Origin of the sequence: Streptomyces sp. NBC_01003 (assembly GCF_045162695.1) — a bacterium.
In the GTDB taxonomy this organism is placed as follows: Bacteria; Actinomycetota; Actinomycetes; order Streptomycetales; family Streptomycetaceae; genus Streptomyces.
Genome location: NZ_CP108707.1, coordinates 1,860,797 through 1,875,899, shown reverse-complemented (window position 1 = coordinate 1,875,899; position 15,103 = coordinate 1,860,797). Strand labels below are relative to the sequence as shown.

At 68.1% G+C, this 15,103-nt stretch carries 11 protein-coding genes and 2 pseudogenes; 8 read left to right on the top strand and 5 right to left on the bottom strand.

Annotation, left to right across the window (positions count from 1 at the left end; translation table 11 throughout):
• Positions 1-462: 462 nt before the first annotated feature.
• Positions 463-1,035 carry a TetR/AcrR family transcriptional regulator gene (locus OG698_RS08705; protein WP_406102443.1) on the bottom strand — a complete coding sequence of 191 codons (573 nt, stop codon included), beginning with the start codon at positions 1,033-1,035 and terminating at the stop codon, positions 463-465.
• A gap of 143 nt (positions 1,036-1,178) precedes the next feature.
• Here OG698_RS08705 and OG698_RS08700 point away from each other — a divergent pair, with 143 nt between their 5' ends.
• Positions 1,179-1,916, top strand: coding sequence for an SDR family oxidoreductase (locus OG698_RS08700; protein ID WP_406102442.1), 738 nt, complete (start codon positions 1,179-1,181; stop codon positions 1,914-1,916).
• A gap of 178 nt (positions 1,917-2,094) precedes the next feature.
• Here the strand turns inward: OG698_RS08700 and OG698_RS08695 are convergent, their stop codons facing one another.
• Complete coding sequence (locus OG698_RS08695; protein ID WP_406102441.1) at positions 2,095-3,432, bottom strand: PLP-dependent aminotransferase family protein; 1,338 nt, start codon at positions 3,430-3,432, stop codon at positions 2,095-2,097.
• Positions 3,433-3,528: 96 nt separating this feature from the next.
• Between OG698_RS08695 and OG698_RS08690 the strand changes: the two genes are divergently transcribed.
• Positions 3,529-4,152, top strand: coding sequence for a DJ-1/PfpI family protein (locus OG698_RS08690; RefSeq protein WP_406102440.1), 624 nt, complete (start codon positions 3,529-3,531; stop codon positions 4,150-4,152).
• Between the two features lie 518 nt (positions 4,153-4,670).
• Here the strand turns inward: OG698_RS08690 and OG698_RS08685 are convergent.
• A complete protein-coding gene (locus OG698_RS08685; protein WP_406102439.1) occupies positions 4,671-6,752 on the bottom strand; it encodes an alkaline phosphatase family protein in 2,082 nt (693 codons plus the stop codon).
• A 787-nt stretch (positions 6,753-7,539) separates the two neighbouring features.
• On the opposite strand from OG698_RS08685, the pseudogene OG698_RS08680 reads away from it, so the two are divergent.
• Both OG698_RS08680 and OG698_RS08675 read left to right on the top strand, forming a co-directional pair.
• Positions 7,540-8,027 (top strand): annotated as a pseudogene (locus tag OG698_RS08680) (transposase family protein); the annotation flags it as partial.
• Positions 7,979-8,455: pseudogene (locus tag OG698_RS08675) on the top strand (2-isopropylmalate synthase); the annotation flags it as partial. The pseudogenes OG698_RS08680 and OG698_RS08675, both read left to right, overlap by 49 nt.
• Before the next feature lie 377 nt (positions 8,456-8,832).
• Here OG698_RS08675 and OG698_RS08670 read toward each other — a convergent pair.
• Together OG698_RS08670 and OG698_RS08665 are read right to left on the bottom strand one after the other, a co-directional pair.
• Positions 8,833-8,985 (bottom strand): hypothetical protein, encoded by a 153-nt coding sequence (locus OG698_RS08670; protein WP_406102438.1) that lies wholly within the window; start codon positions 8,983-8,985, stop codon positions 8,833-8,835.
• 164 nt (positions 8,986-9,149) lie between these two features.
• Positions 9,150-9,755 (bottom strand): hypothetical protein, encoded by a 606-nt coding sequence (locus OG698_RS08665; protein WP_406102437.1) that lies wholly within the window; start codon positions 9,753-9,755, stop codon positions 9,150-9,152.
• Between the two features lie 494 nt (positions 9,756-10,249).
• Between OG698_RS08665 and OG698_RS08660 the strand changes: the two genes are divergently transcribed.
• The 4 genes from OG698_RS08660 to OG698_RS08645 all read left to right on the top strand — a co-directional run bounded on the left by OG698_RS08660 (position 10,250) and on the right by OG698_RS08645 (position 15,101).
• Positions 10,250-11,077, top strand: a complete 828-nt coding sequence (locus OG698_RS08660) for an SDR family oxidoreductase (RefSeq protein WP_406102436.1) — start codon at positions 10,250-10,252, stop codon at positions 11,075-11,077.
• 228 nt (positions 11,078-11,305) lie between these two features.
• Positions 11,306-11,809, top strand: coding sequence for a hypothetical protein (locus tag OG698_RS08655; RefSeq protein WP_406102434.1), 504 nt, complete (start codon positions 11,306-11,308; stop codon positions 11,807-11,809).
• Positions 11,810-12,216: 407 nt separating this feature from the next.
• Entirely contained in the window at positions 12,217-13,203 is a 987-nt protein-coding gene (locus OG698_RS08650; protein ID WP_406102433.1) for a hypothetical protein, read from the top strand.
• Between the two features lie 50 nt (positions 13,204-13,253).
• Positions 13,254-15,101 carry an HSP90 family protein gene (locus OG698_RS08645; RefSeq protein ID WP_406102432.1) on the top strand — a complete coding sequence of 616 codons (1,848 nt, stop codon included), beginning with the start codon at positions 13,254-13,256 and terminating at the stop codon, positions 15,099-15,101.
• The last annotated feature ends 2 nt before the right edge of the window (positions 15,102-15,103 follow it).

Sequence of the window (15,103 nt, the reverse complement as noted above, 5' to 3'; positions counted from 1 at the left end):
CTGGGGGTCCAGGCAAGGTGAGCCCGGAAGCCGCCACAGGATGATCTTGAAGTCGTGAGGGCCTCGGTTTCGGCTTCCTCGAAGGCGGGGTTCGTGGCGTCGATAGCCCTGCCGGGATGAGCGACCAGGCCGAGGTCCTGACGTCCCAGGCGCCCGGGCGGGGCGCCGTAGATGCTGATCGGCGGGACCTCACCGGACTGTCCTCGGCGTACAGGTGCTCGCCGAGGATCTCGGCGAGGGCTTCTGGGGTGTCCTGGACCGCGAGGCGTTCCGCGCCGGTCAGGTCCGGGCGGAGCAGCGGGCTCTCGCTGCGGCGCCAGGGGGCTTGGTCGATGTGCACGGTGACCTGCTCGGCCCTCGGGGAGTTGCGTGACCCGGACACGCTTGAGCCGGACGAGAGCGAGGCCGGCGAGCACTGACCGTGCGAGGCCCTGCGGGCGGGGCAGGCCCACGCGCGTGTCCTCACGGGCGGACCGTGAGCCCGTCCAGGGTGAGGTCGAGCAGGCGCTCTGCTCGCTGTCGGTGTTCAGCGCCCGCCGAGGTCAGGGCGATGCCTTCGAGGGCGGCGGCGATGTCAGCGGGGTGGATGTCGGTACGGATCATCCCGGATGCCGCGCACGCGTCCATGAGTGAGGTGATGGCGGCCTGGATCATTTGCCGGCTGTGACCGTAGGGGTTGCTTCCCGTCGCGGCGATGGCGCGCAGGGCGTCGATCATGCCGTATTTGGCGGTGACGTAGTCCAGGAAGAGGCGTGTCCACGCGCGCAGGGCCTCGGCAGGCGACTTCTGCGCGAGCAGAGCGGGGACGGCGTCGCACAGGTGGGCCACCTCATTGCGGTAGACCGCCTCGACCAGGGTTTCCCGGGTGGGGAAGTTGCGGTACAGGGTCGCACTGCCCACGCCTGCTTCCTTGGCGATGCGCTCCATCTGTGCGTCCAGCCCCTCCGTCGTGAACACGCGCGCAGCAGCCGTGAGGATCTTCTCCCTGTTGCGCCGTGCGTCAGCTCGCAACGGACGGTGCGCTTCGTGGGCCATCAGTGCTCGTCATCCCCTCTCAGAGGCATCTCGAATTGCTAAACGGGGGAGTCCCCACTTAACCTTGAATAAGTGGGGGCGCCCCCGTTTCGACTGTAGGCCAACGCGCTGACCGGCGCACACCCCTCGAAAGGAAGCTGATCATGTCGAGAATCCAGGGCAAGGTCATTGCGATCACGGGTGCCAGCAGCGGCATCGGCGAAGCGACCGCGACCTACCTCGCCGAAAAGGGTGCCCGGCTCGTGCTCGGAGCCCGGCGCGAGGACCGGCTGAACACTGTCGTGGAGAGCATCACGGCCACGGGCGGCACCGCCACCGGCGTCATCGTCGATGTCACGCGCCGCGAGGACCTCCAGCGCCTGACAGACACGGCCATCGACCAGTTCGGCCGGCTCGATGTCCTCATCTCCAACGCGGGCACGATGGCCGTCTCCCCGTTCGACGACCTGCGCCAGGACGACTGGGACGCCATGGTCTCCACCCACATCACCGGCCTGCTCAACGGCATCGGGGCGGCCCTTCCCGTCTTCCGCCGACAGCGCTCCGGCCAGTTCGTCAACGTCGGCTCCACTGCGGCCTACGTCGTCAAAACCCCCCAGGCCGTCTACGCGGCCACCAAGACGGCAGTGAAGGTGCTCACCGAGGGTCTGCGCCAGGAATCGGGACCCGACCTGCGCGTGACCCTCGTCTCGCCCGGCTTCACCGACACCGAGGGCATCGGCAAGGGAGCCAGCCCTGAGGTCGCGGCCGCAATGACCCGGCAGCGCGACGAGATCGCCATGCCGCCCTCTGCCATCGCCTCCGCCATCGGCTACGCGATCGAGCAGCCCGACGGCGTCGACGTCAGCGAGATCGTCGTTCGGCCCACGGTGCAAGCCTGACGACGCCGCGGGAGCCGCTCGACGGCACCCCGGACGCCCCAGCGATCCCAGCACAGCGCAAGGCCCGAGAGTACGAGAACCGCGTCAACGCCGTCATGGCTGACAGCCTGCAGTGAGTGGACCTGTCCGCCTAGATCAGCTACTGGCGGGCTTCGGGGCTTGCCTCGGCGCTATCTCTTCAGGCGTAGGCATCCTCGACCGCGACTCGTCGCACTGTACGCAGCGTCGACTGGAGACTGTCCAGATCGGTCGAGCCCAGCGCGAGGCGGATCGCCTGCGGTGTGTGGATCGTGGTGGTGAACGGCTCGGCCGTGGATACCGAGATGTGCTGACGCGCGAGGGTGGCGGTCAGGCGATCGGCGCGTGCGTCGTCGGGCAGCGGCAGCCATGTGAAGTAGGACGAGGGGTGGCTGATGAGTGGTAGGCCTGCCAGCTCTTGTCTCGCGAGTGCTTGGCGGGCCTTGGCGTCGTCTCGTTTCTGCGCTTCCAAGTGGTCCACCGTGCCGTCGTCGAGCCAGCGGCAGGCGATCGCGGTGGTGAGGGCCGGGGTGTTCCAGGTGGTCGCCCGGATCGCGCGTTCGAGCGACGGCACCGCCGATGGCGGCGCGACGACGAAGCCGACCCGGAGGCCGGTGGCGACGCTCTTGGACAGTCCCGAGACGTAGACGGTGATGTCCGGCGCGGTTGCAGCCAGAGGCGGTGGAGGGTCCTCCACCAGGTAGGCGTAGGAGGCGTCTTCGATGATGAGCGAACCGTGCTGTCGGGCGATCTTGATGAGGCGGGTTCGGTCAGTTGCCGGCATGACCCAGCCCAGAGGGTTGTGCAAGCTGGGCATGGTGTAGATCGCGCGCACAGGGCGGGTCGCGCACAGCTTCTCGAGGACCTCGAGATCCGGCCCGTCGGCCGTTGCGGGTATGGGCTCCAGGTCGAGATGAAAGGCATGCGCGAGCACCTTGAAACCCGGGTAGGTGAGTGCGTCGACCGCGACGACGTCGCCGGCGCTGAGCGCGGCCATGACGGTGATGGCCAGGCCGTGCTGCGCACCGTTGACGATGAGGACCTGATCCGCGTCCGTGGTGATTCCTCGACGCCTCAGGTGCTGTGCGATCGAGGCTCTGTCCTGGGGACGCCCTTGATGCGGTTGGTAGCGCAGCAGCGAGTCGATGTCACCAGAGGTGGCCACCTCTCGCAGGGCCTGCCGAAGGAGATCGGCTTGCCCAGGCAGAGACGGGTAGTTGAAGTTGAGGTCGACCGCATCCGTGGCGACGACCTGCTGATCGATGCCGTGACCGGCGGGAACAGCGATGTCACGCACGAACGTGCCGCGGCCCTGTTCCCGGCTCACCAGTCCCATCGTTTCCAGCTCGGCGTACACCCGGGTCGCGGTCACCACGGCGATGCCCTCACGGGCGGCGAGCCCGCGGTGTGTCGGCAGGCGTACGCCTGGGGCGAGCCGGCCCTTCCTGATGTCGGATGCGAGCGCGTCGACCAGCATTTTGTACCGCGGGGCTGCCATGGAGCGGATTGTATGCATGACAATTCTTTGACTGTCCTGTTCGTGGGTCCCTACCGTCAAGACCCACCCGCCGACCCACCCGGAAGGGCAGCCGCTGTGCATATCGCCATCCTCACTTTCGAGGGCTACAACGAACTCGACTCCCTGATCGCACTCGGTGTACTCAACCGGATCAAGTCCGACGACTGGCGCGTCACCATCGCCACCCCCAGCCCCAAGGTGACGTCGATGAACGGGGTGGTCATCGAGCAGATGTCCACTCTCGAGGAGGCATGCGCCGCGGACGCCGTCATCGTCGGCAGTGGCATCGCCACCCGTGAGGTAGTCGAAGACCCAGCGATCATGAACATCCTGCGTCGCCTGGACCCCTCGCGCCAACTCATCGCGGCACAGTGCTCCGGCGCGCTCGTGCTCGCCAAGCTCGGCCTGCTCAACGACATCCCCGCCTGCACCGACCTGACCACCAAGCCCTGGGTCGTCGCCGCCGGCGTCGAGGTACTCAACCAGCCCTTCTACGCCAAGGACGACATCGCCACGGCCGGCGGCTGCCTGGCCTCGCACTACCTCGCCGCCTGGATCATCGCCCGACTCAAGGGCAACGACGCCGCCGAAGGCGCGCTGCACTATGTCGCCCCGGTCGGCGAGAAGGAGGAATACATCGAGCGCGCCTGGCGCAACATCACGCCCTACCTGCCCGCTCCCACCCCTGTGCTCGTCTGAACAACCGGTCGCAAGCAGTGCCCTTGGCCAGGAAGCCACCCCCCCCGGCAGCGTGGCCGGTCGTTCGCGCCGCCGCGAATCGGCGTCGATATCCGCGCAGATCAAGGGCGAACGTGATCGCCGTGCTGATGCCGAGGGCACCGAGTCCGATCCGATGCGGCCGCGAGCTCAGCACTGACCGGAATCTTGGACGGTGTGACGATAGGCGCGTCGACGCTCGACATGACGCAGCTCACCGACGAGGCCGGCCTGTAGTGGAGGTGCGAGGCCCCGCCGAGATGCGCTCCGCCGGCGACAACTCCCTGATCTCCATCTCTTATCCGTCACCTGACATCGGAAGCTGTCCTCATACCGATCTTGGGATTTGCGGGTCGAACTTGAGTCTCGTTCGGGGCCCCGGCGCGGCCGGTGCACGAAAGCAGGGCCCTTGGAGATTCGGATGGTGTTGAAGCCACACCGAGCACCAGGAGGCCCTGCCGGTCGCAGTTGTGCGCCGTCGCCGCGGATGTCCTTGCCGGTCAGTCCTTTGCGGTGGTGGCGATCCGGCCGGCGTAGCGCTGCGTCCAGGCCGTGTCGCTGTCGACGGTGACGACCACGTCGTAGTAGCCCTCCTGGGTCGGCCACATGACGACCTTCTTCGCGCCGTGGGCCACCGTGACCTTCTGGGTACGGCCGAGGTAGTCGTTGGCGGTGAGCGTGTAGTCCACCGGCTTGGTGCCGTCGTTGTGCAACGTGAGCTTCGCCCGAGCCTCGTGCTTGGTGCCCTCGGCCTGCAGCAGGTCGACTTCCACGCGCGGGAGGCCACCGTCCCTCGTTCCGGCGTGCGCTACCTGGCCGGCGAAGGAGCGTACAAACCCGTCGTTGGAGTAGATCGAGAACGCGTACTTGCCGTCGGTGGCCTTGGCGTCCCAGGTGTACTCGCGCGTCTTGCGCGCGGTGACGGTGAAGGGCGTGCTGGAGAACGGCTGGTACTTGTCGGGGAAGACCTGGAAGCTCAAGGCCTTGTCCTTCGGGCCGCCGGTCAGGGTCATCCTGGCGGTGACCGTCCCCGTCGCGCGGTCCTCCGAGATCGTCGCGTGCGGATGGAAGCTCAGCGGGCGCGGCTTCATGTGGTCGGCGGCGATGGACACCGACTGCTCGGCCAGCGGGTCCACGAAGGTGGCCGGCCCCGGTTGCGGGTGGGCGAAGTCGAGCGCGCTGGTCAGGTCGCCCGCGATCGAGCGCCGCCAGTCGCTGATGTTGGGGCAACGGAACGGCTTGCCGAGGTGGGTCGCCCAGGTCTCGAGGAACTTGATCGTCGAGGTGTGGTCGAAGACTTCCGAGGCGACGTAGCCGCCGCGGGTCCACGGCGAGACCAGCAGCATCGGCACTCGCGGACCGAAGCCGAGCGGGTAGTCGCCGACGTACTCGCGCGACGTGCCCGGCTCGGGCCACGGCGGCAGCACGTGGTCGAACTTCCCGTCGTTCTCGTCGTAGTTGAGGATGAAGAGGGTGTGGTTCCAGATGTCGGGGTTGCTCTGCAGGATGGCGAGCGTCTTCTTGACGTAGCGCTCGCCGTGCAGGGTGTCCGCGCCCGGGTGCTCGGACCAGCCGTAGGGCGCCACGATCCAGGAGACTGCCGGCAGCGGGTGCTCCGCGCCCGGCCGGCAGGCGTCATGGAGGTCTTTGAGGACCGAGTCGAGGTTTGCGTCGGAGTCGTCGTTGGGCGCGGTCATGCCGGAGTAGTACGTGGCGTTGCCGCGCCAGATCAGCCCGGTGCCGGGCCGCAGCTTGGGGTCGTCCGCGCTCAGCCCTTCCGGGTCGAATCCCTTGAAGTACTTCAGCTCGTTGTCGCCGTAGTCGCCGACCCAGGTACTGATGTAACCCTGTCGCCCGTTGCCGCTGTTGTCGGAGTAGAGCCGCCAGTCGATGCCGACCTGCTGGAGCTGCTCGGCCACCGTGGTCCAGGAACGGGAGTAGTTGGACTCGTCGGTGTTGCCCGTCTCGCTGTTGGCGGTACCGCTCCACAGGTACTTGCGGTTGGGGTCGGTCGGCCCGAACTCGGAACAGAAGTTCTGGTCGGCGATGGTGTACTGCGCGGCGACCGAGTGGTAGAAGCCCATGTAGGTGTCGCTGTGGTAGTTCATGCAGCTGGCGCCGTTGTGCTGCACCCACAGGTCCCACTTGCGATGGTCGACATCGCCCCAGGCTCCGTGGTCGTTGCCCCAGGCTCCGTCGTCGACCTGTGGGGTGACGATGTTGCCGCTGTCGTCCTTCTGCTGGAAGACGGTAGTGCCGTCCTGGAACCGCAGCGCCTGCTTGTCGCTGAAGCCGCGTATGCCCGGGAAGGTGCCGAAGTAGTGGTCGAGGGACCTGTTCTCCTGCATCAGGATCACGACATGCTTCAGGTCGGACATGTTGCCCTCGAAGCCCTTTGGCAAGACGTACCTGGGATTCGGAGCGGCGTACGCGCCGCCCGCCCCGGCGGTCGCGCCGAGCGCCAGCGCCCCGGCGGTGACCCCCGTGCTCTGAAGGAACTTACGGCGAGTGGTGCCGGTCGTCGTCCCGGGTCTGTCGCCGAGCTCGGACTCGGATGTCGGGATGATCGGATCGGGGGCCATGGAAGCTCCTCACAGGGGCATGGACAGTCGAGGGTGGGTGCCGCAGCCCGCTCATCGAAGCGAGTGGACACCAACCCTGTGTGAACACCGGCTGAGCGATCAGCCGGACAACGGCTGCGCGGTTGTCAACGTCTGCGTGTATGTGGTGGTGTGCGTCCTACATGACAGCCGTAAGCCGTGATCTTCATTTGCGTTGTTGGCAGGGTCAGTCGCTGGGATGAGAAGCCGTCTCTCAACCGATCTCGGAAGGTGCAAGTCGAACAGAGTTCCTGGTCGGGTGATCTTCCGGCCGTTCGCGCATGAGGGCAGGGCATCCCGGTAGCTCGGGGGTGCGACCTCATTCCCAGCGGTTCCCGGAGGCCCTGTTGTCGTTGTTGCACGCGCCGGTGCCCGTTGACCTCAACTCGCTTGCCCGGTCGCGTGATTGCCTCGCGCACGTGTATGGCAACGCGTCCGACCATCCGGACCGGGTGCGCCGGTATCCCTCGGATATGGCGGACGCCGAGTGGGCGGCCGTCCCGTCGCTGCGGCCGGTGCCGGCCTGGCTCCAGGGGCGGGGCGGGCAGCCCGAAGGGTACTGCCACCGCCAGATGCTGGACGCAGCCGGAGCCATCCCGGCCTGGGTCCGGGTCTACGCCTTCTTCCGCCGCTGGCGCGATGCGTGGACCAGATGCGCTCGCAACCAGCGCAAACACCGTTCGATGACGACAGCGCCTGACCCAGCGCCTCAATAGCTTGACTTGACGAATTAGGGCCCTGAGGTGTCTGGGTAGCCCCGTTCGCTGGATTGAGCCCGCAGCTCTTCGGCAAGTTGGTGAACGTGGTGCATCGTCAGGACGCCGCCGTTCCGCAGCGAGGCGCCCTTGGGGCCTCCCGGTGGGGGACCGAATTCCGCTGGTTGTGGCGTACTGGGGAACGAACTTGACGATGCGTCAGCCGGCTTCGCTGTTCGGGATCTCGAAGTCGGCCGCGGACCGGATCATCGATCACATCGGGCCGCTACTCGGGCCGCAGCCTCGCAAGCGGTTCCGCGGGAGCACCGTACTGATCGTGGACAGAACCCTGGTGCCCACCCGCGACCACGCAGGGGCCGAGCAGTCCAAGAACCACCGCTATTCCACGGCCCATCAGGTGGTCATCGACGCCGATGGCCGCCTGATCGTGGTGGTCCGTCGGCCCCTGCCGGGCAATCGGCACGACTTCCGCGGTGGGGAGGAGCCAGGAGCCTGCGCCGCGCGGACGAGGGCCCTGGCGAAAGGCTCCGCTTCGAGTACTCGCCGGAGGCCTTCAACCTCACCGAACCCGACCTCGTACTCGACCTCTGCGACGAGGTAGCGGCGCTCTGGGACGCGAGCCCCGCCCGCCCGGTCACGCTCAACCTCCCGACGACGGTCGAGGCCGACTCGCCCAACGTCTTCGCCGATCAGGTCGAACGGATGCACCGGCGCCTGGACCGACGCGACTCCCTGATCCTCTCCGTCCACCCGCACAACGACCGGGGAACCGGTGTGGCCACTGCCGAACTCGCCCTCCTGGCAGGCGCGGACCGCATCGAAGGCACTCTGTTCGGCAACGGCGAGCGTACCGGCAACGTCTGCCTGTTCACCCTGGCCCTGAACCTCTTCAGCCGGGGCATAGACCCACAGCTCGACCTCTCCGACATCGACGAGATCCGCGACACCGTCGCTCAACGAAGGCGGCTGTCCGCGACCCAAGTACCTACAGGGGAAGGTTCCCGTCGGGTTGGACAAGGGCAAGCACGACATGGTCCTCACCGAGTGGGACGACCGCAGGCCGCAGGCCTGACTCGCTGACTCAGCTTGATCTCCAGCCCTGTTGCCGGGTGATCTGCTCAACTCCGCGGTCTCCGGGACATGAGGGATTCCGAACCCCGAAGACCACGACCGGGCATGCCCGCCACCGGACGTCGGCCCATTACCCTGCCCGGTGCGCTGCTCGGGGACATCGGCTGCCGAGCAAGGTTGCGGGGTCGCTGCGTGGCCCAGGCAGGGTGTTGGGTGGGCGGTGACGCCAGCGACGTGCAGCGGGCGGGGGCAGCCGGGCATCACACGCCGCCAGTTCAGACGCGGCACCGCATGCCATTGGTGACTTCGCGGTAGTCGGCGATCACGGGCTTCGCCATCGACTCCCGGTAGACCACGGCCACTCGCCCGTAGGGCCGGCTGAGGTCGGTGCGCAGCTTCTCGTTGCCATAAGGGCAGCCGGCGAACATGATGCTGCGGCGGGACCGGGACCGGGACCGGGACCGGGACCGGGACCGGGACCGGGACCGCTGAGTTGGTGCTTTTGTTCCCTTTCGAGAAATGCCCGGTTTGCGCTGCTGCTGTTGCCGGCGCCGTTTTCGGCTTGGCCCGGGTCCCGCCCACTGCTCCGCCGTCAGGCGCGTAGACCCGCTTGCCGCAGGCCGATCGCCGCCAGGTCGGCGATGACCTGTTTGTCGCCGCGCCGCCAAGCCTCCGCGAGGCCGCCGGGCGGTGTGGGCACCGCCGCGAGTTCGCGCTGCGAACCGGTGAGGACGCGCAGCGCGAGGATGTCGGCGCCACCCGGATCGGCGGCGAGGCGTCGGGTGACGGCGCTGCGGCGGATCCAACGCAGGCGCGGGGGCAGCCACAGCAGCAGCACGAACACCACCGGGATGACGATCAGGACGACCGTGGTCAGCGTGGCCACGTGCCCTACCGTGTCCTGGAGCGAACGGCCTGCGTCGGCCAGCCCCGTGCCGGCCTCGGCGGCGGACCCGAGCTGCTTCTTCAACTGGCCTCCGACGAACGGCACCTTCGAGGCAGCCTCGCCGGCGTCGACGAGTCCGTCGGAGAGGCTGTTGCCGGCGCTTTCCGCCTTGCGGCCCGGATCGGCCAGTCGCCCGATCGCGTCGTGCACGACCAAGGCCAGCTTCACCGCGGCGTAGATCAGGGCCGCCGCGATCAGGTCTGCGAGGACCTGGCGGCTTCGACGTGCCGGGGTCTGGGCGTAGAGGCGCATGGGCGTGCTCCTTTTCCGATAGGGCATCGGCGGTCGGCGGCTGCCCGTACGGCTACCCTGATCGGGAGGGCGGAACTCCGTGCCAACCGTCGGCCCATGGGCCTTCAGAGATAGACCAGGCGCTGTTGCATTTTCGCGCGAAGGCTGACGGCGCCGAAAACCACACCCGTTCGCGAGCCTCATCTGATCCATGTGGGCCTCTCAGCGTGCCCTACCTTTCCAGCGGGTCGGATCTGATCATTCGTAGGATCAGGAAAGCCCCGGGGTCTTGGGTATGGCTGTCGGTTTGTCGCCTCTTGATGGCTCAAAGAACCTGGCCGCCCGAAGCCCAGCGACGACTCGACCGCTCATTGGGATTCGCGACTTGATCGCTTCGTAGGACAACGCCGGCGAGGTCGTCTGCTGGTACCGATGTGCGACGACGAGCCGGCGGAGGCGGCCGTGCCCCAGATAGCCGGAGTGGACATTGGCCGGTCGGTCTAAGGTGTGGCGTCGTGACAGTCTTGATCGTTGGTGGTTCCGGTTTCTTGGGTGCCGAGCTCGTCAGGCAAGCGGCAGCGGCTGGGCCAAGGACGGCCGCGACCTACGCGACCAGGCCCGGGAGCGGTCGAGAGGTCGCGTGGCACGCCCTCGATCTGCGGGATCCCGGAAGTGCAGAAACGGTCGTGGCCGAGGTCAGCCCTCGTGTCGTCATCAACGCATCGAGCGGCGGGGCGGACTGGGCGGTCACCGCCGAGGGGGCTGTCCGTCTGGCGATGGCAGCGGTGGAGTCCGGCAGCCGTCTGGTCCATGTCTCAAGTGACGCCGTGTTCTCCGGCGCCCGTGTCCACTACGACGAGTCCTGCCTGCCTGATCCCGTCACCCCGTACGGGGCGGCGAAGGCCGCGGCAGAGACAGGGGTTCTTCTCGTGCATCCGGACGCTGTGGTCGCCCGCACCTCACTGATCATCGGCGACGGGCAGTCCGTGCATGAGCGTGCTGTGCACGAACTTGCCGCCGGGGTCCGCACCGGCGTCCTGTTCACGGACGACATCCGTTGCCCGGTACATGTGGCCGACCTGGCCGCAGCTCTCATGGAACTCGCGTCGGGAGATGCGAGAGGCATTCACCATCTCGGTGGAAGCGAGGCCCTGAGCCGTCACGAACTAGGCGTTCTCATCGCCAGGCGCGACGGACTCGACGACTCACGACTGCCCACGGGTCTGCGGGCGGACAGTGGGCTTCCCGGGGCCCTCGACGTACGTCTCGACAGCCGCGCGACCCAGCGCAAACTGTGCACCACGCTGCGCGGCGGCCGCCACTTCCTCACCCCGGCGGCTTGAACGCCCGAGCCTGGCGGCTAGCTGTTGCAGCTCAGACACTTGAATCCGTCGAGCGGTGACGCGCCACCACAAAACGTGGGCCAGAACCCGAGAACCGACAGTGGATTTTCACCACCTCGGGAGGCGCCAGGGTCAGCGGTCGTTCGATTTCTGGCGAGGCATGCGGGCTGCTGGCCCAGTGGAGTATTGGCTTGTTCATGAAGGGCTGAACCTGCGACGGTCACCGGCATGAATGTGGTTCTGGGAGACACGCTCAGGTTCGCCGCAGAGGTCGGCGAGGCAGGCCCACTGCGCCAGGTCGACCTCTGGGCAGCTGGAAGGCGGCTGACCTGCGACGACAACGTGGCATACGTCCCACAGTTCCGCCGCGACGCGCTGGACACCGCCGCCTGGCTGCGGTCGGGCAAGAGTTCTCCCCTGCCGTTCGCCGGCATCTCTGCTGAAGCCACACACCGGCGGCTCATGCACCGCGCAGGGGATGACGACGAGCCCGAGGCGGACTACCGACTGCGCAGCCGGTTCCGGGCTTTTCTCTGGGGGCCCACTACCGACAATGTGATGGCCTACCTGTTCCGCGAACAGGACCGACTAGTGATCACGCTGGAGTTCTGGCGTGAGGAACACCTGATCAACCACCCCGACGACGCCGGTGCGGTCTTCATGGTCGAGATCCCGGCCAAAGAGTTCGTCGGGATCCTTGAAGGCATCGCGGCCGCGCTCGACGCCAGTTAGAGCGAGAGCCGTTCGAGGACTCACTCCTTGTCCGTGCTCAGGAATCACCGGGCCTGTTCAGCAGTCACCGGCTGTGCCGACGGGCTGGCGGTGGTAAGGAGGACGCCTTTGCGGAGGAGCGGGAATTTCACGCGGCCGAACATCTGGCGCTTGATCATCTTGATGTGATTGACCCGGCCTTCCACCGGACCGGAGTTCCAGGGGGTGGTCAGGCCCTGAACGACTGCGTCCCGGCTCGGTCATGAGCCGGAGCCGTCGCAGGGGTGTCGGCGGGGGACCGGGAGGGGTGAGGGCGGGACGACCCGCACGGCGCCGGTGAAGCGCTGGTGAAAACCCTGTGGAAGTGGTGTCAGTGGTGCCGTTTATGCTGCACCGGATGATCACGCGGGACCTGGGGAGGGCGCGGCATGTTCGACAAGCTGTTCGGCAGGGGTGCGGAGAGACCGTCGGCGGATCCGTACGCGCTTCCCGTCTCACGCAGGCAGAAGAACGGGATGTACACGCTGCGCGCGCTCGGGGACACGCGGGTGCTCGCGCTGGTGGAGGCGGCCGGCTCGGGTGACTGGGAGGCGGTCAAGGCTGCGCTGGCCCCCTTCGATCTCGGCCGCGACCACCAGGTCCTGGCCGAACTGGCCGACCTGGACGGTGTGCAGGACTGGATCGGCCGGGCCGTCGAGGACGACAAGGAGCACCGGGCGACGGCTCTGCTGATATCCGGTGCGCGCCACATCAGCTGGGGCTGGGAGGCGCGTACCTCCGACCGCGCGGTGAACGTCACGCAGGAGCAGTGGCGCGTCTTCCACGAGCGGCTCCGCATCGCCGAGGAACAGCTGCTGGAGGCCGCCGAGTTGAGGCCGGAATGGGTCACGCCCTGGCGCCGCCTCCTCACCTCCGGTCGAGGCATGTCACTGGGGTCTGCCGTCAACGAGACCCGGCTGGACGCCGCTCTGCGCCGCGAGCCGCTGGATCTGGAGACCCACATCGAGTGGGTGTCGCAGTTGCAGCCCCGGTGGGGCGGCGAGCCCGGCCAGTCCCTCGCGTTCGCCCGCAAGGCGTTTGCCGGCGCGCCCGAGGGTGACCGCCTCGGCTGTGTGATCACCATGGCTCACATCGAGGACTGGGTGGAGTCGGACAGTGAGGACTGCCTCGTGACGCCCGAGATCCAGGATGAGTTGCTGGACGCGGCCGAGCGCAGCATCCTCCACCCCGCCTACGTGCGTCGCCCGGGCTGGCAGGAGGACTTCAACATCTTTGCCATGGCGTTGTCGCTTGCCTCCGAGAGCATCGCGTTGCCACGGGTCTTCCGGGAGCTCCAAGGCGCCTATACCGCATGGCCGTGGAAGTACATGGCGCAGCCGGAAAAGATGTACGCCCGCGCCCGGCGCAACGCCTGAACCTGCCGCCCCGCCCGCCACTCCTCGATCACCTCACCCCGGACTGCCCGATGACTCTGCCCGACACCCCTTTGAGCCCGGCCGGCACCGATCGCACCTTCCAGGTGGATCTGCGCGGCCTCGTCGATCTCCTCTCCCACCACCTCTACTCAAGCCCTCGCGTCTACCTGCGTGAACTCCTCCAGAACGCGGTGGACGCGCTGACCGCGCGGCACGGCCTCGAACCGGCTGCCCCCGCCGACGCCTTCGGTATCCGCCTGTACGCCAACGGCTCGGCAGTACGCGTCGAGGACGACGGCGTCGGTCTCACCGAGGCCGACGTGCACACCTTCCTCGCCACGATCGGCCGCAGCAGCAAGCGCGCCGAGAAGATCGCCGAACAACGCGGAGACTTCATAGGCCAGTTCGGCATCGGCCTGCTCTCCTGCTTCCTGGTCGCGGACGAGATCCACGTCCTGAGCCGCTCCGCCCGTACCCCCGACGCCCCCGCCGTGGAGTGGCGGGGACGCGGCGACGGCAGCTACACCGTCCGTACCCTGCCTGCTTCCGCCCGCTCCCGGCCCGGCACCACCGTCACACTCACGCCGCGCGCCGACGCGGGCGAGTGGACCCGCCCGGCACAGGTGCACGCGCTGGCCCGCCACTTCGGCTCTCTGCTGCGCCACCCGGTCACCTTCGACGACGGCACGGGCGGCCCGGGTGTGCCCGTCAACCCCGAGCCCGCGCCTTGGGCGCGTACGTATCCCACGCCGGGAGCCCGCTCCCGTGCGCTGGCCGCGTACGGCGAGGAGGTCTTCGGGTTCACGCCGCTGGACACCATCGAGCTGGACCTGCCGGCCGTCGGCCTGAAGGGCATCGCCTGTGTGCTGCCCGAGGCGGTGCCGGCCGGGCGCCGTCACGGCCACCGTGTGCACGTCAAGGGCATGCTGCTGTCCGAGCAGGCCGAGGAGATCCTGCCCGAGTGGGCCTTCTTCGTCCGCTGCGTCGTCGACGCCGAGAGCCTGCGCCCGACGGCGTCCCGCGAGTCCCTCTACGAGGACGACACGCTTGCCGCCGTCCGTGACGCCCTCGCCGAGCGGCTGCGTGCGTGGATCGCCCGGGCCGCCGCCAGCGACCCGGACCTGCTCGCCCGCTTCCTCCAGGCCCACCACCTGGCCGTGAAGTCGCTCGCGGTGCACGACGACGAGATCCTGCGGATGCTGTTGCCTTGGCTGCCGTTCGAGACCACGGACGGGCACTCCACTCTCGACGAGTTCGCCCGCACCCACCGCACCGTGCTCGTGACGTCCAGCGTGGAGGAGTTCCGGCAGGTCGCGGCGATCGCCTCGGCCGCCGGGCTCGGCGTCGTCAACGGCGGCTACACCTACGACCGCCAGCTGGTCCACCGGCTGCCCGAGATCAGGCCCGAAGTCAGCGTCGCCGACCTCGACCCGGCGACCCTCACGGCCCACCTCGACCCCGTCGACCGGGAGACGGAACTCGCCGCCGCGGCCTACCTCGCCCTGGCCCGCGACGCCCTCGCCGTCTTCGACTGCGACGTCGCGCTGCGCACCTTCCAGCCCGCCTCCGCACCCGCCCTCCTGGTGGACAGCCGCGAGGCCCGGCACGAGCGCACCCGCTCCCAGCTCGCCCGTGAGCAGGAGGGCGGTCTGTGGGGCGACATTCTCGGCTCCCTGCGCCAGGAGGCACCGCGCGCCCAGCTCATCCTGAACCAGCGCAACCCGCTGGTGCGCACCGCCGTGGCCATCGACGAGCCCGAGCTGGCCCGCACCAGCGCCGAGGCGCTCTACGGACAGGCCGCGCTGCTGTCCCGCCGCCCTCTCAGGCCCGCCGAATCGAGCCTCATCAACCGCTCCTTCCTCGACCTCCTCGCCCACGCCCTCCGCAAGGACAGCTGACG

Coding starts and splice junctions, on each gene's coding strand:
- OG698_RS08670 (WP_406102438.1), bottom strand. CDS start 8,985: ATGTTCGCCGGCTGCCCTTATGGCAACGAGAAGCTGCGCACCGACCTC.
- OG698_RS08695 (WP_406102441.1), bottom strand. CDS start 3,432: ATGGCAGCCCCGCGGTACAAAATGCTGGTCGACGCGCTCGCATCCGAC.
- OG698_RS08665 (WP_406102437.1), bottom strand. CDS start 9,755: ATGCGCCTCTACGCCCAGACCCCGGCACGTCGAAGCCGCCAGGTCCTC.
- OG698_RS08705 (WP_406102443.1), bottom strand. CDS start 1,035: ATGGCCCACGAAGCGCACCGTCCGTTGCGAGCTGACGCACGGCGCAAC.
- OG698_RS08685 (WP_406102439.1), bottom strand. CDS start 6,752: ATGGCCCCCGATCCGATCATCCCGACATCCGAGTCCGAGCTCGGCGAC.
- OG698_RS08700 (WP_406102442.1), top strand. CDS start 1,179: ATGTCGAGAATCCAGGGCAAGGTCATTGCGATCACGGGTGCCAGCAGC.
- OG698_RS08645 (WP_406102432.1), top strand. CDS start 13,254: ATGACTCTGCCCGACACCCCTTTGAGCCCGGCCGGCACCGATCGCACC.
- OG698_RS08650 (WP_406102433.1), top strand. CDS start 12,217: ATGTTCGACAAGCTGTTCGGCAGGGGTGCGGAGAGACCGTCGGCGGAT.
- OG698_RS08655 (WP_406102434.1), top strand. CDS start 11,306: ATGAATGTGGTTCTGGGAGACACGCTCAGGTTCGCCGCAGAGGTCGGC.